The sequence below is a fragment of the Bradyrhizobium sp. OK095 genome, from assembly GCF_900109945.1.
GTDB lineage: Bacteria > Pseudomonadota > Alphaproteobacteria > Rhizobiales > Xanthobacteraceae > Bradyrhizobium.
The window spans coordinates 78,998-101,349 of sequence record NZ_FOBX01000019.1; the positions used below are offsets into that span (position 1 = coordinate 78,998).

Annotated in this window: 19 protein-coding genes; 12 read left to right on the forward strand and 7 right to left on the reverse strand. The window is 64.4% G+C overall.

Annotated elements, in window-relative coordinates:
- The first annotated feature begins 172 nt into the window (after positions 1–172).
- The 8 genes from BMW89_RS34245 to BMW89_RS34280 all read left to right on the forward strand — a co-directional run bounded on the left by BMW89_RS34245 (position 173) and on the right by BMW89_RS34280 (position 8,636).
- A complete protein-coding gene (locus tag BMW89_RS34245; RefSeq protein ID WP_092034748.1) occupies positions 173–1,111 on the forward strand; it encodes a LysR family transcriptional regulator in 939 nt (312 codons plus the stop codon).
- 144 nt (positions 1,112–1,255) lie between these two features.
- Entirely contained in the window at positions 1,256–2,146 is an 891-nt protein-coding gene (locus tag BMW89_RS34250) for a shikimate dehydrogenase (protein ID WP_092034749.1), read from the forward strand.
- Positions 2,147–2,203: 57 nt separating this feature from the next.
- Positions 2,204–3,334 (forward strand): ABC transporter substrate-binding protein, encoded by a 1,131-nt coding sequence (locus BMW89_RS34255; protein WP_092034750.1) that lies wholly within the window; start codon positions 2,204–2,206, stop codon positions 3,332–3,334.
- Between the two features lie 82 nt (positions 3,335–3,416).
- On the forward strand, positions 3,417–4,292 hold the full coding sequence (locus BMW89_RS34260) for a branched-chain amino acid ABC transporter permease (RefSeq protein WP_092034751.1): 876 nt from the start codon (positions 3,417–3,419) through the stop codon (positions 4,290–4,292).
- Entirely contained in the window at positions 4,289–5,287 is a 999-nt protein-coding gene (locus BMW89_RS34265; RefSeq protein ID WP_092034752.1) for a branched-chain amino acid ABC transporter permease, read from the forward strand. The genes BMW89_RS34260 and BMW89_RS34265 overlap by 4 nt, the downstream gene beginning before the upstream one ends.
- Positions 5,284–6,027: an ABC transporter ATP-binding protein gene (locus tag BMW89_RS34270; protein WP_092034753.1), complete on the forward strand. Its 744-nt coding sequence runs from the start codon at positions 5,284–5,286 to the stop codon at positions 6,025–6,027. Before BMW89_RS34265 ends, BMW89_RS34270 begins: the two co-directional genes overlap by 4 nt.
- 3 nt (positions 6,028–6,030) lie before the next feature.
- On the forward strand, positions 6,031–6,768 hold the full coding sequence (locus BMW89_RS34275) for an ABC transporter ATP-binding protein (RefSeq protein WP_092034754.1): 738 nt from the start codon (positions 6,031–6,033) through the stop codon (positions 6,766–6,768).
- Positions 6,765–8,636 carry a bifunctional sugar phosphate isomerase/epimerase/4-hydroxyphenylpyruvate dioxygenase family protein gene (locus BMW89_RS34280; RefSeq protein WP_092034755.1) on the forward strand — a complete coding sequence of 624 codons (1,872 nt, stop codon included), beginning with the start codon at positions 6,765–6,767 and terminating at the stop codon, positions 8,634–8,636. Before BMW89_RS34275 ends, BMW89_RS34280 begins: the two co-directional genes overlap by 4 nt.
- Before the next feature lie 166 nt (positions 8,637–8,802).
- Here the strand turns inward: BMW89_RS34280 and BMW89_RS34285 are convergent, their stop codons facing one another.
- Positions 8,803–9,975 carry an ABC transporter substrate-binding protein gene (locus tag BMW89_RS34285; RefSeq protein WP_092034756.1) on the reverse strand — a complete coding sequence of 391 codons (1,173 nt, stop codon included), beginning with the start codon at positions 9,973–9,975 and terminating at the stop codon, positions 8,803–8,805.
- Positions 9,976–10,285: 310 nt separating this feature from the next.
- On the opposite strand from BMW89_RS34285, the gene BMW89_RS34290 reads away from it, so the two are divergent.
- The gene (locus tag BMW89_RS34290) at positions 10,286–11,548 is read left to right on the forward strand and encodes an NAD(P)/FAD-dependent oxidoreductase (protein WP_092034757.1); all 1,263 of its coding nucleotides are present in this window, start codon (positions 10,286–10,288) and stop codon (positions 11,546–11,548) included.
- 183 nt (positions 11,549–11,731) lie between these two features.
- Here the strand turns inward: BMW89_RS34290 and BMW89_RS34295 are convergent, their stop codons facing one another.
- Both BMW89_RS34295 and BMW89_RS34300 read right to left on the reverse strand, forming a co-directional pair.
- Positions 11,732–12,943, reverse strand: coding sequence for an ABC transporter substrate-binding protein (locus tag BMW89_RS34295; protein WP_092034758.1), 1,212 nt, complete (start codon positions 12,941–12,943; stop codon positions 11,732–11,734).
- A gap of 37 nt (positions 12,944–12,980) precedes the next feature.
- On the reverse strand, positions 12,981–14,189 hold the full coding sequence (locus tag BMW89_RS34300; protein ID WP_092034759.1) for a cytochrome P450: 1,209 nt from the start codon (positions 14,187–14,189) through the stop codon (positions 12,981–12,983).
- 83 nt (positions 14,190–14,272) lie between these two features.
- Between BMW89_RS34300 and BMW89_RS34305 the strand changes: the two genes are divergently transcribed.
- Positions 14,273–14,779 (forward strand): MarR family winged helix-turn-helix transcriptional regulator, encoded by a 507-nt coding sequence (locus tag BMW89_RS34305; RefSeq protein ID WP_092034760.1) that lies wholly within the window; start codon positions 14,273–14,275, stop codon positions 14,777–14,779.
- 373 nt (positions 14,780–15,152) lie between these two features.
- Here the strand turns inward: BMW89_RS34305 and BMW89_RS34310 are convergent, their stop codons facing one another.
- On the reverse strand, positions 15,153–17,006 hold the full coding sequence (locus BMW89_RS34310; RefSeq protein WP_092034798.1) for a feruloyl-CoA synthase: 1,854 nt from the start codon (positions 17,004–17,006) through the stop codon (positions 15,153–15,155).
- A 150-nt stretch (positions 17,007–17,156) separates the two neighbouring features.
- Between BMW89_RS34310 and BMW89_RS34315 the strand changes: the two genes are divergently transcribed.
- Together BMW89_RS34315 and atzF are read left to right on the forward strand one after the other, a co-directional pair.
- Entirely contained in the window at positions 17,157–17,663 is a 507-nt protein-coding gene (locus tag BMW89_RS34315) for a MarR family winged helix-turn-helix transcriptional regulator (protein ID WP_177196524.1), read from the forward strand.
- A gap of 206 nt (positions 17,664–17,869) precedes the next feature.
- Entirely contained in the window at positions 17,870–19,675 is a 1,806-nt protein-coding gene (gene atzF, locus BMW89_RS34320) for an allophanate hydrolase (RefSeq protein WP_092034762.1), read from the forward strand.
- Between the two features lie 144 nt (positions 19,676–19,819).
- Here the strand turns inward: atzF and BMW89_RS34325 are convergent, their stop codons facing one another.
- Genes BMW89_RS34325 through BMW89_RS34335 form a run of 3 tightly spaced genes read right to left on the reverse strand, consistent with a single transcriptional unit; the run spans position 19,820 to position 22,346 of the window.
- Positions 19,820–20,542, reverse strand: coding sequence for a GntR family transcriptional regulator (locus tag BMW89_RS34325; RefSeq protein WP_177196526.1), 723 nt, complete (start codon positions 20,540–20,542; stop codon positions 19,820–19,822).
- A 4-nt stretch (positions 20,543–20,546) separates the two neighbouring features.
- Positions 20,547–20,939, reverse strand: a complete 393-nt coding sequence (gene hpxZ, locus BMW89_RS34330) for an oxalurate catabolism protein HpxZ (RefSeq protein WP_092034764.1) — start codon at positions 20,937–20,939, stop codon at positions 20,547–20,549.
- A 12-nt stretch (positions 20,940–20,951) separates the two neighbouring features.
- Positions 20,952–22,346 (reverse strand): AtzE family amidohydrolase, encoded by a 1,395-nt coding sequence (locus tag BMW89_RS34335; protein WP_177196527.1) that lies wholly within the window; start codon positions 22,344–22,346, stop codon positions 20,952–20,954.
- Between the last annotated feature and the right edge of the window lie 6 nt (positions 22,347–22,352).

Sequence of the window (22,352 nt, forward strand, 5' to 3'; positions counted from 1 at the left end):
CGCTGTGACATGGGTCCCGGCTCAGCGCCGCAACGCTAGGGGCGTTGCAGCGCGTCCGGGACACGAGAGCGACTTGCCTCCTCTCTCCACATCGACAAGCACTTGCCACTGGCTGCCATCGCATCTCTCGTGAGATGATCGCCGCCACGATCCTCTTTCGGATGCCCTGTTCATGATGACGCTGCGCCAGGTTGAAGTGATCCGTGCCGTGATGGTGACAGGCACCATTGGCGGCGCGGCCAAGCTGCTCAACGTGTCGGCCCCGGGGATCAGCCGGCTGGTCAAATACACCGAGCGCTCGCTCGGCATCCGCTTCTTTCAGCGCCAGAACGGCCGCTACTTCCCGACGCCGGAAGCCGAGACCATCTTCGAGCAGATCAACGGGGTCTACAAGAAGGTCGACGACCTCTCTGAGATCATCTCCAAGATCGGCCGCGGCGGATTGTCGGAATTGCGCATCGGCTCGGTGCCCAGCATCTCGCAGGTGATGGTGCCGCGCGCGATCGAGCGGGTGCGCCGCCGCTATCCTGATTTGGGCATCGACATCAACATCCTCAAGCTCGAGGAGGCCATCGACTATCTGATGCTCGGCCGCGGCGAGTGCGTGGCGATGAGCTACCGGCTCGAGCATTCCGGACTCGACTTCATGCCTCTCGCCTCTGGCGAGCTCTATTGCATCGTGCCATCAGGCCACGAGCTCGCCGGACGCAAGCAGGTCTCTGCGGCCGAGATCACGCGCTATCCGCTGATCGGCATCGATCCCAACGATCCCTATGGCCGGATCATGGCCGAGATTTTTTCGCGCAACCGGCTCGACTACAACATCACCATCCGCGCGCGCTTCGGCACCACCGTCTGCGCGCTGGTAAAGGCGGGCCTTGGCATCGCCATCATCGACCAGTTCACGGTGGCCCATGGCGGCTATCCCGGGATCGAGCTGATCAAGATCACCGAGCCGACGCGGTTCGACACCTATATTGCGGTCAAGCACGGCGCGCCGCTGTCGCTCCACGTCGAGTATTTCATCGAGTCCCTGCGCGCCGAGATGCGCGCGGTCGAGCCGTCCCGCGGCAACGGCAAGGCCACTGCCGCGCGCGGGCGGAAGAAATAACATTATGTTAGGTTTGCCGGATAAAAGGGTAATTGTGTTAGGCGAGGGAAAAGCTATCGTCCCACGCGTGAGCCCCCTTGGAATCGCGCGCATTTCGCGGCTAATGGCCGGAAACCACCGCTCAGCATCAGGCGATAGTCGATCATGTCAAAGCGCGGACCTGCCGCATCCAAGAAGCTCCTGACCGGCCTGATCGGCGCGCCGATCGCGCATTCCGCCTCCCCCGCCATGCATGAGCGCGCCGCCGAGGCGCTCGGCCTGCGCGGTCATTATCAGCTCATCGAAGTGGCCGGCGCCGACGCAGCCGGGCTCGCCATGATGCTCGAAGGCGTGCGGCGCCTCGGCTTTGCCGGCGTTAACGTCACCTTTCCCTACAAGGAGGCGGTGGTCCCGCTGCTCGACGAGCTGGCACCGGCTGCGGCCGCCATGGGGGCGGTCAACACCGTGGTCGTGAGGGATAACAGGCTGATCGGCCACAACACCGACACGACGGGCTTTGCGCGCGCCGTCGCGCCGCTGCTGGCGCCTACGGGAAACGCGGTCGCCGTGATCGGCACCGGCGGCGTCGGCAAGGCGATCGCCTTTGCGCTGGCGAGCCTTGAGGTCACCGACCTCCGCATCTTCGACAGCGAACCGGCGCGCGCCGAAAAGCTCGCCGCGCTGCTCGCCAAACAGGGTGGCGCCAAGGTGACTTCAAGGGTGGCCGCAAGCGTCGCGGACGCGCTCGATGGTGCAACCGGCCTCGTCAATGGCACGCCGGTCGGCATGCTGCCGAACCGGGGCATCCCGGTCCCGGCCGCGCTGCTGCGCGAAAACCTGTGGGTCGCGGACGCCGTCTATTCGCCGCTGATCACGCCGCTGCTGGCCGCGGCGCAAGCCAAGGGCGCGCGGATCATGACCGGGCGGGAGCTTGCGATCTACCAGGCCGCCGACGCGTTCGAATTGTTCACGGGCCTTGCCCCATCGACCGAGGTCATGGGAGAGGCATTTGACGAGGTGATGGCGGCACGAAGTTCGACCTATCACGCAGCGTAACCGAAGCGGCCGGACACAAGGCCGCAGACAAATTCAATGAAATCGGGAGGAGAGACCATGAAATCGACTTTGCTGGCAGGCGCCCTGCTTGCCTTCGCGACTGCAACCAGCGCCCACGCCCAGGCGATCAAGCTCGCGGACGTGGCCGAGCTTTCGGGCGGCGGTGCCACCGTCGGCACCAATTGGAAGAACGGCATCGACCTCGCGATCGAAGAGATCAACGCCAAGGGCGGTGTGCTCGGCCGCAAGTTAGAGGTCACCCACGCCGACTCGCAGTCCAATCCCGGCGTTGCCCGCGCGCAGGTGCAGAAGGCGCTCGACGCCGAGCCCTACGTGCTGCTCGGGCCCGGTTATTCCGGCTCGGTGAAGGTCACGGCGCCGCTCGCGGCCGAGGCCGGCATCGCGCAGATCATGGGCGGCGAAGCCGCCGAGCTGACGCAGGCCGGAAACAAATTCCTGTTCCGCACGTCTTTCGGCCAGCAATCCTCGATGCCGAAGGTCGCCAAATATATCCACGACGACATGAAGGCGAAGACGGTCGCGGTGGTCTGGGTCAACAATGACTTTGGCCGCGGCGGACGCGACGTCGTCGTCAAGGAGCTCGACCGGCTCGGCTCCAAGGTAGTCGCCGACCTCTCGACCGAAGCGGGCCAGGTCGATTTCGCCGCCGACGTCGGCAAGATCAAGGCCGCCAATCCGGACGCGGTGTTCGTCTATGTCAACGAGGAAGAAAGCGCGCGTATTCTGAAAGAGCTGAAGCGCCAGGGCGTCACTGCGCCGCTGATGGGTGAGACCACGCTGATCGGCCAGAAGGTGATCGAGCTCGCGGGCGACGCCGCCAACGGCGCGCGCGGCCATGTCGGCCTCACCACCGACGCGCCGGTCGATTTGATCAAGGCGTTCCGCGACAAGTTTGCGAAGAAGTATAATTACGTCCCTGATCATAACGGCCTGAAGGGCTATCTCGCCGTCTACATGGTGAAAGCCACCACCGAGAAGATGGGCAAGGTCGATTCCAAGGCGTTCGCCGACGCACTGCACGGGTTGACGATCAAGGCCGCGGACGAGCCGGGCATTTTGATGGACGTAACCTTCAGCGACACCGGCGACATCGATCGCCAGAGCTTTCTGGTCGAGGTGGTCGAAGGCAAGCAGGTGGTAAAGCAGGTGCTGCCGAAGGTGAAATGAGGGCCTCTTTCTTCTCCCTCTCCCCGCAAGAGCGGGGCGAGGGAGACGATAGAGCGGGGCGAGGGAGGCGAAAGAGAGGAAAATGTCCAACCTGTTCGATCTTCTGGTCGCAGGACTGGCCACCGGCGCGATCTATGCGCTGGTCGCGGTTGGCTTCACGCTGCTGTGGCAGACCTCGCAGACCATCAATTTCGCGCAGGGCGAGTTCGTGATGCTGCCGGCGTTTTTGATGCTGGCCGCGATGCATGCCGGCGCGCCGTTCTGGCTCGCGATCATCCTCGGCATCCTGCTCTCGATGCTCCTGCTCGGGCTCGCCTTCAAGATGCTGCTGGTTGATCCGATGATGCGCCATGGCGTGCTGCCGCTGGCGATCGCGACGATGGCGCTCGCAATCGGCCTCAAGGAAGCCGTGAAACAGTTCTTCAGCGCCGAGGCCTCGCCCTTCCCCTCGATCGTGCCGACCGGCGACATCTCCATCCTCGGCCACGCCGTGTCGCTGCAAAGCATCAGCGTCCTCGTCGTCGCCATTCTTGCCGTGTTCGGCCTGACCGCGCTCCTGAACCGCACTTCGCTCGGCCATCAGATGCAGGCAGCCGCGCAAAACCCGACGGTCGCGCGCATCATCGGTGTTCCCGTCGAACGCATGATCCTCCTGACCTTCCTGATCAACGCCTTTCTGGTCGCGCTGGCTTCGCTGCTGATCACGCCGATTTACCTGGCAAAGTTCTCCTCCGGCGAAGTGCTCGGACAAGCCGCCTTCATCGCCGCCATCGTCGGCGGCTTCAACCAGGTGCGCGGCGCGATTGCCGGCGGCCTGTTGATCGGCGTGCTCGACAATCTCGCGGCCGCCTATGTCTCGACGCAGTACCGCGCCGCCGTACCGATGATCTTCCTGATCGCCGTGATCCTGTTCCGGCCGCAGGGATTGCTCGGCCGTGCCGAGGAGCGCACGGTATGAGCGGATTCGCCAAACCGTTGAAGATCGCGCTTGGCCTTGCCGTCATCGCAGGCCTGATCATCGTCCCCATGAATTTCAATCGCTATGGCCTGTTCATTCTGAGCCAGTGGGCGGTGATGAGCATTGCCGCGATGGGGTTGAACCTCACACTCGGCTATGCCGGTCAGGTCTCGCTGGCGCAGGGCGCCTTCGTCGGCATCGGTGCCTATGCCGCCGCGATCATGACCACGCATGGCTGGCCGCTGCCGGCCGCGATCGTGGTCGCGATTGCCCTGAGCTTCGCGGTCGGCTGGGTGCTCGGCTATCCGGCGCTGCGCGTGCAGCATCATTACCTTGCCTTCGTCACGCTCGCCTTTTCGACGCTGGCCTTCCTGGTGTTCCGCAACGAGAGCTGGCTCACCGGCGGCATCTACGGCATCTCCAACATTCCGCGCCCGCACTTTTTCGGGATCGCCACCAGCAAGCCGCTGCCGTTCTACTATGTCTGCCTCGGCTCGCTCGCGATCGTATCGGTCGCGGTGTGGTGGCTGATCCGCTCGCCCTGGGGCCGCGCCTTCATGGCGCTGCGCGAAAACCCGCTGCGCGCACAGTCGCTCGGCATCGACACAAGACGCTACACGCTGATGGCGTTCGCGATCGGCTCGGCGCTCGGCGGCGTCGCCGGCGCGCTCTATGCGCCGCTGACGCAATATATCGACCCCGTGCCGTTCAACCTGTCGCTCTCGCTCGATCTGCTGATGATGGTGATCGTCGGTGGCGCTGGTTTCTTCCTGGGACCGTTCCTCGGCGCGATGATCGCGGTGCTGCTGCCGGAATGGCTGCGCTTCACCGAAGGCTATTATCTGATGATTTACGCGGTCGCGGTGATGGGGCTTCTGATCTGGTCGCCGACCGGCATTCTGGGAATCCTCGATCGCTACATGGCCGAGCGCCGCACCAAGGCAGCCTCCGCGCTGCGCGCCGTTGCAAAGTCTCGCCTGGAGACGGCGCAATGAGTGCCGTCCTCGAAGTCACCGACATCAAGAAGAACTTTGGCGGCATCAGCGCGGTCGACGGCGTCTCGTTCGACGTGCGCGAAGGCGAGATCCTCGGCCTGATCGGCCCGAACGGCTGCGGCAAGTCCACTTTGTTCAACTGCATCCTCGGCCAGCTCACTCCCAGCGGCGGCGAGGTCAAGCTCGACGGCAAAGTCGTCACCGGCTTGCGGCCTGCCGAACTCAACAAGCTCGGGGTCAGCCGCACGTTTCAACTCTTGCAAGTCTTCCCAAAGCTCTCGGTGCGGGAGAATTTGATCCTCGCGGGACAGGAGCATCAGGGCAGCATGGCCTCGCGTCTGGTCGGCCGTTCCGATGCCGGGTTGACGGAGGCTGCCAACCAGATGATCGGCTTCTTCAAGCTCGATCATCTTGCAGCAGAGCCCGCCGGCGGCCTCTCCTACGGCCAGCAAAAGCTGCTCGATGCCGCCATGGCCTTCATGGGCGGCCCGCGCCTGGTGCTGCTTGATGAGCCCGCTGGCGGCGTCAACCCGTCGATGCTGGCGGATCTCAAGGAGCGGCTGGTCGCGATCAACCGCGAGAAGAACGCCACCTTCGTCGTGATCGAGCACAACATGGAATTCGTGATGTCGCTGTGCTCGCGCGTGATGGTGATGGCCGAAGGCAAGGTGCTGGCGATGGGACGGCCGGACGAAGTGCGAAAGAACCCGGCCGTGATCGAAGCCTATCTGGGACATTAGACCATGAGCGATCCGATCCTCTCGGTTCACAATCTTGTCGGTGGCTACGGCAAGATGACGATCTTGAACGGCACCACTTTCGCCGTGCCACAGGCAACCATCACCACCATCATCGGCCCGAACGGCGCCGGCAAGTCCACCGTGTTCAAGGCGATCTTCGGCCTCTTGAAGCTGCGCGAAGGCAAGATCAGTTTTGCAGGCCGCGACGTCACGAACCAAAGCCAACGCGCGCTGCTCAATGCCGGCATCTGCTACGTGCCGCAGGGCCGCAACATCTTTCCCGAGCTCTCCGTGCGCCACAATATCGAGCTTGGCGGCGTTGCCGCCGGGAAGGGCCTCGACCTGCCGAAGCGGATCGAGGCGGCCCTCGACCTGTTTCCGGCGCTGCGACGTAAATCAGCGCAGCAGGCCTCCACACTCTCGGGCGGCGAGCAGAAGCAGCTCGAGATCGCGCGATCGCTGCTGCTCGAGCCAAAGCTCGTGCTGATCGACGAGCCCTCGATCGGCCTGTCGCCGCTGATGGTGCAGCAGACCTTCGACATTCTCAAAAGCTTGCGCGACCGCGGCGTCACCATCCTGATGATCGAGCAGAACGCACGCTCGGCGCTGGAAATCTCCGATATCGGCATCGTGCTCGAGCTCGGCCAGACCCGCATGGTCGACGACGCGAAGCGCATTCTGAATGATCCCCGCATCGGACAATTGTTCCTGGGCGGCGCGATGGAGGACAATGCAGCATGACCAAGCGCTCGATCGCGACCGTCTCTCTCTCAGGCGCGCTGGACGAAAAGCTCCGCGCCATCGCATCGGCTGGCTTCGACGCGGTCGAGATCTTCGAGAACGATCTGCTCTCGTTCGGCTCGGGCCCGCGCGACATCGCAAAGCTCTGCCGCGATCTCAATCTCGAAATCTGCGCGTTCCAGCCGTTCCGCGATTTCGAGGGCATGCCTGAGCCGCAGCGCGCGCGCAACTTTGCCCGTGCCGAGCGCAAGTTCGATCTGATGCAGGAGCTCGGCACCGATCTGCTGCTGATCTGCTCCAACGTCTCGCCTGCCTCGCTCGGCGGCATCGACCGCGCCGCGGACGATTTTCGCGAACTCGGCGAGCGTGCGGCCAAGCGTAGCTTGCGCGTCGGCTACGAGGCGCTCGCCTGGGGCCGCCACGTCAACGACTATCGCGACGCCTGGGAGATCGTGCGGCGCGCCGATCATCCCGCGATCGGAATCATCCTCGACAGCTTTCACGCGCTCGCCCCCGGCTTTCCGGTTCGCGCGATGGCGTCGATCCCCGGCGACAAGATTTTTCTGGTGCAGCTCGCCGACGCACCCAAGCTCGAGCTCGACATCCTGTCCTGGAGCCGGCACTTCCGCTCCTTCCCCGGCCAGGGCGATCTGCCGGTCGGCGAATTCATGCAGGCGATCGCGGCCACCGGCTATTCGGGGCCGTGGTCGCTGGAGATCTTCAACGACCAGTTCCGCGCCGGCTCGGCCACGCAGACCGCGGTCGATGGCCTGCGATCGCTGATACTGCTGGAGGATCAGCTCGCACCGGACTGGCCAAAGCTCGTGAGCGAGCCCTTGGCGCCGAAGGCCAAAAGCGGCGGCACAGGGTTCATCGAGTTTGCCGTCAACGAGACCAAGGCCGGCGAGCTTGCCGGTCTGTTGTCGCAACTCGGCTTCCGCAAAACCGGCAAGCATCGCAGCAAGGCGGTGGAGCGCTGGTCGCAAGGCAAGGTCGAGCTCGTGATCAATTGCGAGACCGACGGCTTTGCGCATTCGCACTACGTCACCCACGGTCCCGGTGTCTGCGCCATCGCGCTCGATGTCGACAATGCCGGCCTTGCCATGCAGCGCGCCGAGACGCTGAAGGCGCGCACCTTCTACCAGCCGGTCGGGCCGGGCGAACTGGAGATCCCCGCGATCCACGGCGTCGGCGGCAGCCTTCTGTATTTCCTCGATCAGGCCGGCAAGAACTGGGACACCGATTTCGAACCCGTACCAAGCGATGCGGGCGCGGACGCGCTGCTTGCGGTCGATCACATCGCGCAGTCGATGCCCTATGACGAGATGCTGTCCTGGTTGTTGTTTTACACCGGCATCCTCGACCTCAAGCGGCTGCCGCAAATGGAGATCGCCGACCCTCGTGGCCTCGTGCAGAGCCAGGCCGTCATCAACGCCGACCAGAGCCTGCGCTTCGTGCTCAACGGATCCTCCGCCAACCGCACGCTGCCGGCGCGCTTCATCTCCGAGTTTTTCGGCTCAGGCGTGCAGCACGTCGCGTTCACGTGCCGGGACATCTTTGCGGCGGTTGCCGAGATGCGCGCCCGTGGCGCGGACTTCCTGGATATCCCCGACAATTATTACGATGATATTGAAGCCAAATACGATCTCGCACCCGAATTGATGGCGCAGCTGCGCGCCAACCACATCCTCTACGACCGCGAGGGCGACGGCGAATTCTTCCAGGTCTATACCCACATTTTCGACGAGCGGTTTTTCTTCGAGATCGTCGAGCGCAGGAATTATCAGGGATTCGGCGCCGCCAATGCCGGGATCAGGTTGGCAGCGCAGGCCCGCGAGGTAAGACCCGCGAGCATGCCGCGGGTGTGATTACCCTCTCCCCTTGTGGGAGAGGGTGGCTCGCCGCGAAGCGGCGAGACGGGTGAGGGGTTCTCTCCGCGCACTCGATGGAAATTACTTCGCGGACAGATACCCCTCATCCGGCGCTTCGCGCCACCTTCTCCCGCAAGGGGAGAAGGGGCAGCATCGCTCGTGGCTACTTCATCGGGCACTTCTCGTGGAAGCGGTCCTGGTCATCGGTGACGATGGTGGCAACGGTCTTCAGCGAAAGCTCGCCCCCGGCGCCCTTCACCACGTCCTGCAAATAGAAGTTCTGGATCGGGATGTGGTTGTTGCCGAACTTGAAGGGGCCGCGCAGCGACTTGAAGTTGGCCTTTTCCATCTCGGCCTTCATCGCGTCCTTCTTGCTGGTGTCGCCCTTCACCGCAACGACCGCGCTGTTGATCAGCTGCGCCGCGTCATAGGCTTGCGCGCCGTAATAGGTCGGGCGCAAACCGGTGTACTTCTTGCGGTAGTCGGCGACGAAGCGCTTGTTCTGCTCGTTGGGGAGGTCGTTGACCCATTCCTGTGCGCCGGGCACGCCAAGCGCATTCTCCTTCTGGAGCGGCAGCGACAGCTCGTCGACGGTGAACGCCGTATAGAGCGGCATCGTGCTCTTCAGCCCCGCCTGCGCATATTGATTGAGGAACTGCACGCCGGCAGCACCCGGATAGAACACGAAGATCGATTCCGCGCCCGAGGCGCGCGCCTTGGAGAGCTCGGCGGAGAAGTCGAGCTGGCTCGGCCACACCGTGTATTCCTCACCCTTGACCTCGCCCTTGAACGTGCTCTTGACGCCCGCGAGCATGTCCTTGCCGGCGGCGTAGTTCGGGCCGATCAGGAACACGCTCTTGACGCCGTTCGCATTCATGTAGAGGCCCACGGCGGCCGGCGTCTGGTCGTTCTGCCAGGAGGTCGAGAACACGTAAGGCGAGCACAGCTCACCCGCGACCTGCGACGGACCGGCATTGGCCGAGATCATGAATGTCTGCGAGTCGACCGCGGTCTTGAGCGAGGCGAGGAACACGTTCGACCAGATGTAGCCGACGATGAAATCGACCTTGTCGGACTGCACCAGCTTCTCGGTCTTCTGCTTGCCGACATCGGGCTTCTGCCCGTCGTCCTCGTAGATCACCTCGACCGGTTTGCCGTCCATCTTGCGGCCGATGTGATCCAGCGCCAGTTCGAAGGAGTTGCGCATGTCGTTGCCGATCACGGCGGTCGGGCCGCTGAAGGTCGAAACGAAACCGATCTTGATGGTGTCGCCGGCGAATGCCGGATTTGCCAGCACCAGCGCCGCTGCGCCCGCCAGCCAGAATGCCGTCCTCATAACCACTCCCCTCCTTATTATTGATCCCGGAAGCGGGGTGATCGCCGCCCCGGGTCTGTCTCTATTGAACGCAAAATCTGTCGCGCCGCCAATGGCTCAGCACCCGCCCTGCACCATATTTCGCCCCAATCGGAGATGGCAAGAAATATAATTCTACTTACTTCGGCCAAGGCATGGTCAAGGCTGCGGCGTTTTCCCGCGGCAGAGCGATACACCGAGCCTATGCGGCGATTGATGACGGCTATTGGACCGCGGCACCCAATCCGCACTTAAATGAGGAAGTAGCAGCAGCAAGATTCGAGGGTACATCATGACCACGGCACCCCATCGCGTCGTCATCGTCGGAGCCGGTTTTGGCGGGCTGGAGACGACCCACCGGCTTGCGGGGGCACCCGTCGAGATCACGCTGATCGACCGCCGCAACCATCATCTGTTCCAGCCGCTGCTCTACCAGGTCGCGACCGCATCGCTGGCCACTAGCGAGATCGCCTGGCCGGTGCGACATCTCATGCGCGACCGGCGCGAGGTGACGACGCTGTTTGCGACGGTCAGCGGTGTCGATGCTGACAGGCGCTGCGTGCAGATCGACGACGGCAGCGAGGTGCCCTACGACACGCTGGTGCTCGCGACCGGTGCGCGCCACGCTTATTTCGGCCACGACGAATGGGAGCAGTGGGCGCCCGGCCTGAAGACGCTGGAGGACGCGACCACCTTGCGCCGTCACATCCTGGTAGCGTTCGAGCACGCCGAGCGCGAGACCGATCCCGCGAAACGCGCGGCGCGGCTGACCTTCGTCATCGTCGGCGCAGGCCCCACGGGGGTCGAGCTCGCCGGCACCATTGCCGAAATGGCGCATCACACGCTGCCTGCCGACTTCCGTAACATCGACACCCACAAGGCGCGCGTCGTGCTGATCGAGGCGGGCTCACGCGTGCTGGCCGGCTTTCCCGACGATCTCTCGGCCTACGCGCAGGCATCGCTGGAAAAGATCGGCGTCGAGGTCGTGCTCGGGCAAGCCGTGACCGAGATCAATCGGGAGGGCGTGGTGTTCGGCGACAAGCGGCTCGAGGCGAAGACCCGGATATGGGCCGCCGGCGTCCGCGCCTCACCCGCGGCCGAATGGCTGGGCGCACCGGCCGATCGCGCCGGGCGCGTGCAGGTCGAAGACGATCTCAGCATTCCCGGTCATCCGGAGATATTTGCGATCGGCGACACCGTCTTGATCAACGCCTGGGACGGGAAGCCGGTGCCCGGCATTGCGCCGGCGGCCAAGCAGCAGGGGCAACACGTTGCCGAGACCATCAAAGCCCGCCTGCGTGGCGAGAACAAAGGCGCGTTTCGCTACAAGCACTCCGGCAGCCTCGCGCAGATCGGCAAGCGGCTTGCGGTGATCGACTTCGGCAAGGTCAAACTGCGCGGCACCATCGCATGGTGGATCTGGGGCATCGCCCACATCTACTTCCTAATCGGCCTGCGTCACCGCCTCAGCGTTGCGCTCAGCTGGCTCTGGATCTACGCACGCGATCAGCGCGCGGCGCGGTTGATCACGCAGGGGAGCAGCAAGGTGGTGTAGGGCTCCTCCCTTCTCCCCTTGTGGGAGAAGGTGGCGCGAAGCGCCGGATGAGGGGTCTCTCTCCGCGAATTCAATCGTGAGAGGCGTACACGTGGAGAGAACCCCTCACCCGGCTTCGCTACGCGAATCCACCCTCTCCCACAAGGGGAGAGGGTACAGCGTCGCTCGTGGCAACAGCGTTCCCTACTTCACCAACTCACAGCCGCCCTCCGCCATCGGCCGGAACGCCTGCTCCGCCGGAATCGTCGAGACCAGCTTGTAATAATCATACGGATATTTCGACTCCTCCGGCTTCTTCACCTCGAACAGATACATGGGATGCACGACGCGGCCGTCCTGGCGGATGACGGTGTCGCCGAACAGCTTGTCCTTGCCTCTAAACTTCTTCATCTCGGGCACCGCGTCCTTGGCGTTGTCGCTGCCAGTCGCGGCGACTGCGTTGAGATAGGCAAGCGTCGAGGCATAGACGCCGGCCTGGTTGCCGCTCGGCATCTTGCCGTTCATGCCGGGCCGCGCGGCGAAGCGTTTTGCGAACGCGCGGGTGTCGTCGTTCATGTCCCAGTAGAAGGCTTCCATCAGTTGGAGGCCCTGCGCGACCTTGATGCCCATGCCGTGGACATCGTTGATGAAGAGCAGGAACGCCACGAGCTTCTGCCCGCTCTGCTGCACGCCGAACTCGGCGGCCTGCTTCACGGCGTTGATGGTGTCGCCACCGGCGTTCGCAAGCCCGATCACCTGCGCCTTCGAGTTCTGCGCCTGCAACAGGAACGAGGCGAAGTCCGACGTGCCGAGCGGATGCTTTGACGATCCCAGCACCTTGCCGCCATGCCCCTCGATATACTTTTGCGCTTCCCCCTCGATGCCCTTGCCGAGCGCATAGTCCACCGTGAGGAAGTACCACTCCTTGCCACCGCGCGACATCATCGCGGCCGCCGTGGTGTTGCCGGTCGCCCAGGTGTCGTTAACCCATTGAATGGTGTTGGGCGAACAGGCCTTGCCGGTGAGATCCGAGCTTGCCGTGGAGGACGCCAGGAACGTCATGCGGCTGTCGCGCAGCAGCGTGTTGATGGAGAGACCGACTGCCGAATTCGGCACGTCGACGATGGCGTCGACACCCTCGACATCGAGCCATTTGCGCGCAATCGCATTGCCGACATCAGCCTTGTTCTGGTGGTCGGCATAGACGATCTCGACCTTGATGCCCTTAGCCCCGCCGTTAAAATCCTCGGCTGCCATGCGCGCGGCCTCGACCGAGCCCATCCCATTGGTGTCCTGAAAGATGCCTGAGATGTCGTTGAGCACACCGACGCGCACAACGTTGTCCGATATCTCGGCGCTTGCGACGCCGCTCATCAGGCTCGCGGCCAGTGTCAGCGTCCACTTCAGGTTCTTCATTGGTCCCTCCCCTATTATTGTTTCGCCACCGACCGCGTCAGGCCGGCGAGATCGTCACCGGCAGGCTGTCGAGCCCGCGCAGCGTGTTGTTGAAGCGGCGCTTTGGTTCACCCGTGATCTCGATGCTGGCGACGCGGCGAGCCAAAGCCGAAAGCATCGTCTCGCCTTCGAGCCGCGCCACGAGCTGGCCGACGCACATGTGAATGCCGGAGCCGTAACCGACATGGCCGGACGTGCGGCGGGTGATGTCGTAACTATCCGGCTTGTCCCATCGCCGCGGATCGCGGTTAGCGGCAGCAAGGAACATCAGCACTTTCTCGCCCTCGCCGATCGTCGCGCCCGACAGGTCGACCTCACGCGTCGTGGTGCGGAAGAAGGTCTGCACCGGGCTCTCAAAGCGCACGGCCTCCTCGAAAGCGTTACGCGCCAGCGTGAGATCGCTGCGCAGGCGCTGCCATTGGTCGGGGAAGCGGGCGAGGCAATAGACGGCCGCGCCAATGCCGTTGACGGTGGTATCGAGCCCAGCCGACAGCAGCGAACGCACCAGCAACGGCGCTTCCGTGGCCGTGATGGCGCCATCGTCGACATGGGCGTGAATGCAGGCGCCGATGCCGCCGGGCGTCAAATTATCGCGCTGGCACTGCGCGGTGACATAGGCCTGATGCGGCGCCGAGCGCGCGATCGCCTCCTTGCGCAATTCGTTCGGCGGGCCGAACGCGTTGAACACCAGGCTCGCATAGGGAATGAGGTTTTCGCGACCCTCGGGCTTCAGCCCAAGAGCATCCGGAAAGATCGAGAGCGGATAGGCCTCCGCCAGATCCGCGATCGCATCAAAACTGCGCTTCTCCAGCAGTGCGTCGACCCGTTGATCGGCCGCCGCGGCGAAGCGCTCGCGCAGCCCCTTCATCACAGTCGGCGACAGCACTTTTGACAGCACGGCGCGGGTGCGGGTGTGCTCGGGAGGATCGGCCTCGAGAATCAGGCTCTGCGGCCGCCACGGCGTCTCCTTCTTGAAGTCGGACAGGCCAACGCCGCGACTGGAGCAGAACGTCGCGGGATCGTTCAGCACGGCATGGACCTCGGCGTACCGCGCCACGCCATAGAGCTTCCACTTGTCGAGATAGACGACCGGCCCCGTCTCCCGCAGCAGCTCATGGGTCGGATAAGGGTCGGCAAAAAAATTCATGTCGAAGGGATCGACATCGAGATGCGGGACGCCTGATACAGTCGAGCCGGGTGCGCTCATAAAGGTCCTCCCTCATTTTGATCTTGTGAAAGCGCCACGCTTGCCCTTAGGTCTTCAGGCACGCAGCGAGACAGAATCCCGATATGCCGCCGTCTTCGACCAGAGCCCGCCAAAAGCCTGCGCCCACGGAGGCCGGACCGACGCTCGATCTCGACCGTTACGTCCCGGCTTTCATCACCTTCATCGCCAACAAGCTCTCGAACAGCGCGACCGCGTTCTATCAGAAGCAGTTCGGCGTCAACGTCACGGAATGGCGGATCATGTCGCTGCTGGCGATCGAGCCCGGCATTCCGGCCTCGCGCATCTGCCACGTCATCGGCTTCGACAAGGGCCCGGTGAGCCGGACGCTCGCAGGTCTGGAGAAACGCGGGCAGGTCGCGATCCGCACCGACCCGAATGACGGCCGCACCCATTCGATCTCGCTGACGGCGAGGGGCCGCGCCACCCATGACAAGGTGATCGTGGCGGCATTCGAGCGCGAACGGCGGCTGTTGTCTTGCTTGAGCAAGGACGAGCGCGAGGTCCTGATTGATTTGTTGCGCCGGCTGCACGAAAATTTGGGCGCGGTGACCGGCGGCAGCACCAGCTGACGCGGCGGCCGTGAGGCGCATCGTCTCGCCGCCTTCAGGCATACGCCGGCAGTTGCCAGCGGCACCCTCTCTGCCGAGCATTCGTTTCCTCCAGGATCAGGCGCAGCGGTTCCCCCGCCGTCATCCTTGTCTGGAACGGTTCGCACGAATTAGTTGCTTAAGCAACAAAAGAATCATGCAGGATATTGCGGCAGGTTGGCTGGCGTATTGCTTTGCCAAACTCTCGTGTCCCGGACGCGCTGCAGCGTGAAACGCTGCTGCGCAGAGCCGGGACCCATCGCCCTGGGCGAAGGATGGGCCCCGGCTCTGCAGCGCACCACTGCGTGCTGCGCTGCGTCCGGGGCACGAGAGGTGCTAGCTCAGAGACCAGCGGTCAATCGTTGCAGCCGATCCACTCCGCCGACGCATCATCATTCAACCGCGCCACCGCATCCGCGCGTCGCGTCAGCACGGCGCGTTGGTTGATGTAGCCCTTGTCGGTGATCTCGCCGCCGTCAACCGACGGCGGCTCGGCGAGCAGCAACGCACGGGTGGCATGGCCGGAGGAATTGGCGCCTTGCTGTTTCAACTTTGCGAGGCCCTGCGCGATCGCGACCCTGACCTTGTCATGCGTCAGCACCTCATTCACGCCGACCGTTTCGGGCAGACCGACATGAGCGCGGCAAGCCGCGATGTTCGGAAACACCAGAAACCGCACCTCGTCGCCACCATGCCCTGTGACGACGATATCCTGCGCAAGCGGCGCCAGTGCTGCAATGCCAGCGACGCGCAGCGTCCCGACGCTGACCCATGTGCCGGAGTTGAGTTTGAAATCTTCCGCGACACGGCCATCGAAGAACAGGCCGCGCTCGGGCCGCACGGGATCGGCAAGCTTCACGGCGTCGCCGATGAGGTAGAAACCTTCTTCGTCAAACGCCTGCCTGGTGAGCTCCGGCGCCTTCCAATAGCCCGGCGTGACGTTGGGGCCGCGCACGCGCACCTCCAGCTTGTCGCCAGAGCTGACGAGCTTCAGTTCGGTGCCCGGAATCGGCACACCGATATTGCCGGAGCGCTCCGCGAGGAAATGGCAGTCTGTCGCGAGCGGCGAGGTTTCGGTCGAGCCCCAGGCCGAGACCATCGGCAGCGCACGGCCGACGGTCTCGATCGAAAGCTCCTCAAGCGCATCCCACAGATTCTGCGGCAACGCTGCGCCGGCATAGAAGGCAAACTTCACCTCGCTGAAGAAGTGGCGGCGCAACTCCTCGTCGCCGCGCAACGCCGCGATCAGCATGTCGAACCCGCGCGGCACATTGAAATAGACCGTCGGCGTCACGCTTTTCAAATTGGCGAGCGACGTCGCAAACAGCCCGGGTGCAGGCTTGCCGCCGTCGATATAGAGCGAGCCGCCGTTGCGCAGCACGAGATTGAAATTGTGGTTGGCTCCGAACGTATGGCTCCACGGCAGCCAGTCGAGAATGACGAGATCGCGGGTCTGTTCGAGAAATGTCCAGGTCTGCGCCTTGGCCTGCTGGCTCGACGTCAGCATGCGCTGGGTGTTGATCACAGCCTTGGGCGTGCCGGTCGAGCCCGAGGTGAACAGGAATTTTGCGATCGTATCCGGCGTCACGGCGGCGAAGGCTTTTGCGACATCCGAAGTTTCAGGCGTTGCCGCAACCGCGCGGAAGGCGAGCGCATCGGCATCGCTCGCATTGCCGCTGATGATCTGCGCACGATGCAGCGGCTTGATCGCGGCCAGCGCCGGCGCGAATGGCCTGGTCGCGGAGACATAGATCGCGCCGGGCTCTAGCAGCGAGATCATGCCCTTGAGCTTGTCGAAGTCCTTTGACATCAGCGAATAGGCGGGCGAGATCGCGGTCGAGGGGACACCGACATGCTGGGCGGCCAGCGCGAGCAGCGCATGATCGATGCCGTTGTCGGAGAGGATGACGACGGGGCGTTCGGCGCTGAACTGTTGCGCGAGCATCCAGGATGCCGCCGCGCGTACCCGCCGCAGGGCACCCGCGTAGGTCACGGTGGCCCAGGGCGTATCGGCGCTGTCGCGCTCGGCGAGGAAGATTGTATCAGGCGCCTGCCGTGCCCAGTGCTCCAGCCAGTCGCCGATGCAACGCGCGCTGTCGCGCAAGGGCTCGCCCGAGCGCAGCACGATGCTGCCGTCGGCGCGATGCTCGGCGACGGTTTTTGGCGTTGCGAACAGGCTCGAAGCGTCGCCATGTGCGGCGGTTGTCATGTTTTCCTCCTCCGCCCGGATGCCCGGATCGGCCGCAGCCTCGTTCCGGGCTGCTTTGGCCATAATGTTGGGCAGGACAATTGTTGTCGTCAACAACAATCTTCCGCTTGAGGCATCAAGGCGCTAAGCTTGCCCGACAGGAGACGCGATGTGACAGCCAGCGCAGCCAGAGTCGATGCTCGCCCTTCCCTACGCAAACGCGTCGGCAACGGCGCCGCGCGGCGGATCGACGCGGACGAGATCGGCCTCGACGCGCTGGTCGGCCACGCCGGCTATGCCGTGCGGCGCTTCCAGATCTGGATCTTTCAGGACTTCATCAGGACACTCGGCGATGTCGACATCAGGCCGACGCAATATTCGGTGCTGACGGTGATCGGCGCCAACCCCGGCCTCTCGCAGATGGCGGTGGCCAAACGCCTCGGCATCGAGCGCGCCCGGCTGGTGCATCTGCTCGACAGCCTCGAGCAGCGCAAGCTGGTGAAGCGGGTCAAGTCGAAGACGGACCGGCGCTCCCACGCCCTGCACCTCACCGGCCAGGGCGAGACGGCACTGGCGAAGTTCAAGCGCCTCGCCGCCGAGCACGAACGGCATGTCGAGGCCAAGATCGGCAAGGCGAACCGGGAGCGGTTGCTCCAGATCCTCGCGGACTTCACTTGATCGCGACTGCACATGATTTGGGCAGATGCCCGTAACAGGGCGCTGGCGCGGCGACCTGCTCAATCATCGAAATATCCCCCAACCCACTGATCCCACGATAATATCCGAGACACCTGCGCTGCCCGGATTCTGTACACAATGGCACATCGCTTGCTTCAATCCGGGTGAGGACAAGTTGCCGGAGTTTTGTCGCCATGAAGGCTGAAATGGGGGCTGATCAGCCTGAAACGATCGCCGCGATTGTGGCCGCGCATCGCGCGGGCACGGTCACGCCGGCGCAGACGATCGCGCGGACCTATCAGCGCATCCGCGACCACAACGATCCCGCGGTGTTCATCAGCCTGCGCGACGAGAAGGACGCCATCGCGGAGGCCGAAAAGCTCGCCACGAAGGATGCAGCCAGCCTGCCGCTCTACGGCGTGCCTGTCGCGGTGAAGGACAATATCGACGCGCTGGGCTTTCCGACCACGGCGGCCTGCCCGGCCTTCTCCTATACGCCGACGCATGACTCGACCGCGGTGGAGCGGCTGCGCGCGGCGGGCGCCATCATCATCGGCAAGACCAATCTCGACCAGTTCGCGACCGGCCTCGTCGGGGTGCGCTCGCCCTACGGCATTCCCAAAAACTCGATCCGCGAGGATCTGATTCCCGGCGGATCGAGCTCGGGTTCGGCAACCGCCGTCGGCGCGGGCCTCGTGCCGCTATCGCTGGGCACCGACACCGCCGGCAGCGGGCGCGTGCCGGCAATGCTCAACAACATCGTCGGGCTGAAACCGAGCCTGGGCATGATCTCGACTGCCGGTCTGGTGCCGGCCTGCCGTACGCTCGACTGCATCTCGGTGTTTGCGCTGACGGTCGACGACGCTGCGTTGGCACTGTCCGTGATGACGGGGCCGGACCAGGCCGATCCATTCTCGCGCGACCGTCCGCTTGGCGCGATCACACCGTTCCCGGCGAATTTGCGCCTCGGCGTGCCGCGCAACGGGCAGCTGATCTTCTTCGGCGACAAGAAGGCGGAAGCGGCATACGCAGATGCTCTGAAGCGCTGGACGTCAATCGGTGCAACGCTGGTCGAGTTCGATCTCGAGCCGTTCTACGAGACGGCGCGGTTGCTCTATGAGGGGCCGTGGGTTGCCGAGCGCTATCTCGTGATCAAGAATTTGCTGGCGTCCGCGCCTGATTCTATTCACCCCGTGACACGCGAGATCACTGCCGCCGGCGCGCGGCTCACGGCGGCGGACACCTTCTCGGCGCTCTATCGCTTGCAGGGCCTGCGCAAGATCGCCGAACGGACGTTCGCCAACATTGACGCACTGGTGCTGCCGACGGCACCGACGGCGTATACGACGGCGCAGGTGCTCGCCAATCCGATCGAGCTCAACAGCCGGCTCGGCACCTACACCAATTTCGTCAACCTGCTCGACCTCTGCGGTCTCGCAATCCCCGCAGCGATGCGCGCCGACGGCATTCCGTTCGGCATCACGCTGCTCGCGCCTGCCGGACGCGATGCGCTGCTCGCGAGCATCGGCCGCGTGTTTCATGCAGATACCAAGCTGACCGTTGGCGCGAAGGGCGTGGCGCAGGCGCCGCTCGCACAGCTCACCGCGAGCAGCAGCGACGAGATTCCGATTGCCGTTGTCGGCGCGCATCTCTCCGGCATGGCGCTGAACGGTGAGTTGAAGGCGCTGAACGGCAAGCTGGTCGAGGCAACCAAAACCGCAGCGGATTACAAGCTCTATGCGCTTCAGACCACGCCGCCGAAGCCCGGCATGCTGCGCGTCGAGGCCGGCACGGGCGCGTCGATCGAGCTGGAGATCTGGTCGCTGTCGTCGTCCGCCTTCGGCAAGTTCGTGAATGCGATTCCGGCACCGATGGCAATCGGTACTGTTCGCTTGGCGGATGGCCGCGGCGTGAAGGGCTTTCTCGTTGAACCGGAAGTGCTGAGCGAAGCCCGCGACATCACAAGCTACGGCGGCTGGCGCGCGTATATGGCGGAAGCTGCGACGGCGTGAATGGTCTCGTGTCCCGGGCGCAGCGCATCACGCAGTGGTGCGCTGCTGAACCGGGACCCACCACTACAATCTCAAGAAAAAATGGGTCCCGGCTCAGCGGAGCAGCGCTTCGCGCTGCACCGCGTCCGGGACACGAGAGTGGAGTTACACCGACACAGCGTAAATCTCGTACTCCCCGCGCACCAATTCGATATGCGCACGCATCGCAGCCGCGGCGCCCTGCTTGTCGCCGCGCATGATGGCGACGACGACGCGGTCGTGTTCGGCTTGCGACTTGGCCAATCGGCCGAGATTGCGGAACTGGGCGCGGCGGAACGGCTGCACGCGCACGCGCGTCGCCAGCGTGATCTCGGCGATGTAGCCGTTCTGCGAGCCCGCATAGATCGCGTTGTGGAAGCGCTCGTTGACCTCGTGGAAGCGATCGGGATTGCCGGCGTAGCTGAGAACACGCAACTCTTCGTGCACGGCTTCGAGACCATGACGCTCAGTGGCGGTCATGCGCTCGGCGGCAAGGCCGGCGCACATCGCCTCGAGCTCCGCCATCGCCTCGAACATGCCCGTCAGCCGCTCGAACGAGGGTTGCGCCACCACTGCGCCGCGATGGGGCCGTGCCTCGACAAGGCCGCTCGCCACCAGCTGCCGCAACGCCTCGCGCACCGGCGTCCGCGAGACGCTGAAGCGCCGCGCGATGTCGGTTTCATCAAGCGGCGAGCCGGGCGCCAGCGTTCCCCGCACGATCTCGTCGGCGAGTTGAAGGCGCAGCTCCTCGGCGCGCGTAACCTTGTGCACGCTTGGCTGCGCCCGGTCGACCCGTGGCACCACCGGCTCGGCCGGCAATGTTCCGGGCGGAAGATCGTCAAGCGTCATACAATCAGGTCTCTTTCGGCTCGTCGATGATGCTGACATGGGCAGCGGCGACGCGCCAGCCCTCCGGGAAGCGAATCCAGGTCTGCATCTGACGGCCGACCCTGCCAGGCGCGGTGTCGCGATAGAACAGGGTGGAGGCGACGGCCGTGTCGCGGCCATAGCTGGTGATCACCGTCTTGGCGGTGCGGCGGTTGAGCCCGACCGGCGAGCGGCCGGCGCGGAAGCCGGAGATCGCCTCGTAGCCATAGAGGTTCTCGCCGATGCCGTAGCGCAACGTGCGGGGATCGTTGCGGAAGAGTTCGCCGAGCACTGCGACGTCGTTGGTGACGAGAGCCTGCTCATAGCGGTCGAACGCGGTTTTGACTTCCGCGAGCACGTCGGGGAGATCGATCTCCATTTCAAATTCCTCTCAAAGTCCCCTTGGCGCGGGCGCCGCGGCGACGCCCATCTTCTCCAATGCGTACGCGACGCGTAGCGCGATGTCCTCGCGCCAGGGCGCGCAAATGATCTGCACGCCGATCGGCAGCGGCTCGAGCGGCACCGGCACGGCGACGACCGGCAGGCCGACGAACGAGATCGGCTGGGTATGGATGCCGATATTGGCGCGCACCGGCAATTCGACGCCGTCGAGCTTGAAATTCACTTGGCCGAGTTTTGGCGCGGTGCAAGGCGTCGCCGGCGCGATCAGCACGTCGACCGATTTGAAGACCTCGGCAAATTGCGCGCGATACCAGCGGCGGAATTTCTGGGCGCGGTCGACCAGCGGCGCCGGCACCATGGCGCCGGCGATCAGCCGGTCGCGCACGGCCGGATCGAAATCGTTGGGGCGCTTGCGCAGGCGATCGAGATGCAGCGAGGCGCCCTCGGTGGTGCTGATGACGTAAGCCGCCGCGCGGGCGCGCGCGGCTTCGGGCACATCGACCACGCGCGTCGCGCCGAGTGCCTTGGCAACGCGGCTGACGGCTTCGACGGCCTCCGGAAACAAATTGTTCTGGAAGTAGCCGCCGGCAATCGCAATGCGCAGGTCCGAAACCGGATTGGCGAGCAGCGGCAGTGTCGGCTCCAGGCCACGCGTGGTGCAGGCGGCGTCGTCCGCATCCGGGCCCTGCATCGCGTCATAGGCGAGCGCGAGATCGGTGACGGAGCGCGCGAACGGGCCGAGATGATCGAAGCTCGCCACGAACGGGAACGAGCGCGCGCGGGAGAGCCGGCCATAGGTCGGCTTCAGACCAAAAATGCCGCAGAACGAGGACGGCACGCGGATCGAGCCATTGGTGTCCGATCCCAGCGCGATCGGCACCAGCGCGCCGCCGACGGCGCTGCCCGAACCGCCGGAGGAGCCGCCGCTCATCCGCGTGGTGTCATGCGGATTGCGCGAGGGGCCGTCATGGACGTTCTCGCCGGTGAAGTCGTAGGCGTATTCGCCCATGTTGAGTGCGCCGACGAGAACGGCACCGGCGGCTTCCATCCGCTCGATCAGCGTGGCGTCGCGTTTGGCCGGTGCGAGATCGCGGTTGATCTTCGAGCCGGCGCGTGTGGCAAGGCCCGTGACGTCGAAGAGGTTTTTCACCGCGAAGGGAACGCCGGCGAGCGGGCCGACTTCCTTACCTGCGGCGACATCGGCATCGATCGCGCGCGCCTTGGCACGGGCGCGATCGGCGGTCACATCGGTGAAGGAATTGAGGATGCCGTCGTGCAGCTTGATGCGCGCGAGCGCGGCTTCGATAGCATCGAGCGCGGACAATTTTCCGCCGGTCACCGCCTTGGCGATGTCGGCAGCATTCATCTCTGGATTGGTGGTCATGGCGGC

Excerpts from the sequence above, each read along its gene's own strand:
- BMW89_RS34245 (WP_092034748.1), top strand. The coding sequence starts at position 173 with ATGATGACGCTGCGCCAGGTTGAAGTGATCCGTGCCGTGATGGTGACA.
- BMW89_RS34250 (WP_092034749.1), top strand. The coding sequence starts at position 1,256 with ATGTCAAAGCGCGGACCTGCCGCATCCAAGAAGCTCCTGACCGGCCTG.
- BMW89_RS34255 (WP_092034750.1), top strand. The coding sequence starts at position 2,204 with ATGAAATCGACTTTGCTGGCAGGCGCCCTGCTTGCCTTCGCGACTGCA.
- BMW89_RS34260 (WP_092034751.1), top strand. The coding sequence starts at position 3,417 with ATGTCCAACCTGTTCGATCTTCTGGTCGCAGGACTGGCCACCGGCGCG.
- BMW89_RS34265 (WP_092034752.1), top strand. The coding sequence starts at position 4,289 with ATGAGCGGATTCGCCAAACCGTTGAAGATCGCGCTTGGCCTTGCCGTC.
- BMW89_RS34270 (WP_092034753.1), top strand. The coding sequence starts at position 5,284 with ATGAGTGCCGTCCTCGAAGTCACCGACATCAAGAAGAACTTTGGCGGC.
- BMW89_RS34275 (WP_092034754.1), top strand. The coding sequence starts at position 6,031 with ATGAGCGATCCGATCCTCTCGGTTCACAATCTTGTCGGTGGCTACGGC.
- BMW89_RS34280 (WP_092034755.1), top strand. The coding sequence starts at position 6,765 with ATGACCAAGCGCTCGATCGCGACCGTCTCTCTCTCAGGCGCGCTGGAC.
- BMW89_RS34285 (WP_092034756.1), bottom strand. The coding sequence starts at position 9,975 with ATGAGGACGGCATTCTGGCTGGCGGGCGCAGCGGCGCTGGTGCTGGCA.
- BMW89_RS34290 (WP_092034757.1), top strand. The coding sequence starts at position 10,286 with ATGACCACGGCACCCCATCGCGTCGTCATCGTCGGAGCCGGTTTTGGC.
- BMW89_RS34295 (WP_092034758.1), bottom strand. The coding sequence starts at position 12,943 with ATGAAGAACCTGAAGTGGACGCTGACACTGGCCGCGAGCCTGATGAGC.
- BMW89_RS34300 (WP_092034759.1), bottom strand. The coding sequence starts at position 14,189 with ATGAGCGCACCCGGCTCGACTGTATCAGGCGTCCCGCATCTCGATGTC.
- BMW89_RS34305 (WP_092034760.1), top strand. The coding sequence starts at position 14,273 with ATGCCGCCGTCTTCGACCAGAGCCCGCCAAAAGCCTGCGCCCACGGAG.
- BMW89_RS34310 (WP_092034798.1), bottom strand. The coding sequence starts at position 17,006 with ATGACAACCGCCGCACATGGCGACGCTTCGAGCCTGTTCGCAACGCCA.
- atzF (WP_092034762.1), top strand. The coding sequence starts at position 17,870 with ATGGGGGCTGATCAGCCTGAAACGATCGCCGCGATTGTGGCCGCGCAT.
- BMW89_RS34325 (WP_177196526.1), bottom strand. The coding sequence starts at position 20,542 with ATGACGCTTGACGATCTTCCGCCCGGAACATTGCCGGCCGAGCCGGTG.
- hpxZ (WP_092034764.1), bottom strand. The coding sequence starts at position 20,939 with ATGGAGATCGATCTCCCCGACGTGCTCGCGGAAGTCAAAACCGCGTTC.
- BMW89_RS34335 (WP_177196527.1), bottom strand. The coding sequence starts at position 22,346 with ATGACCACCAATCCAGAGATGAATGCTGCCGACATCGCCAAGGCGGTG.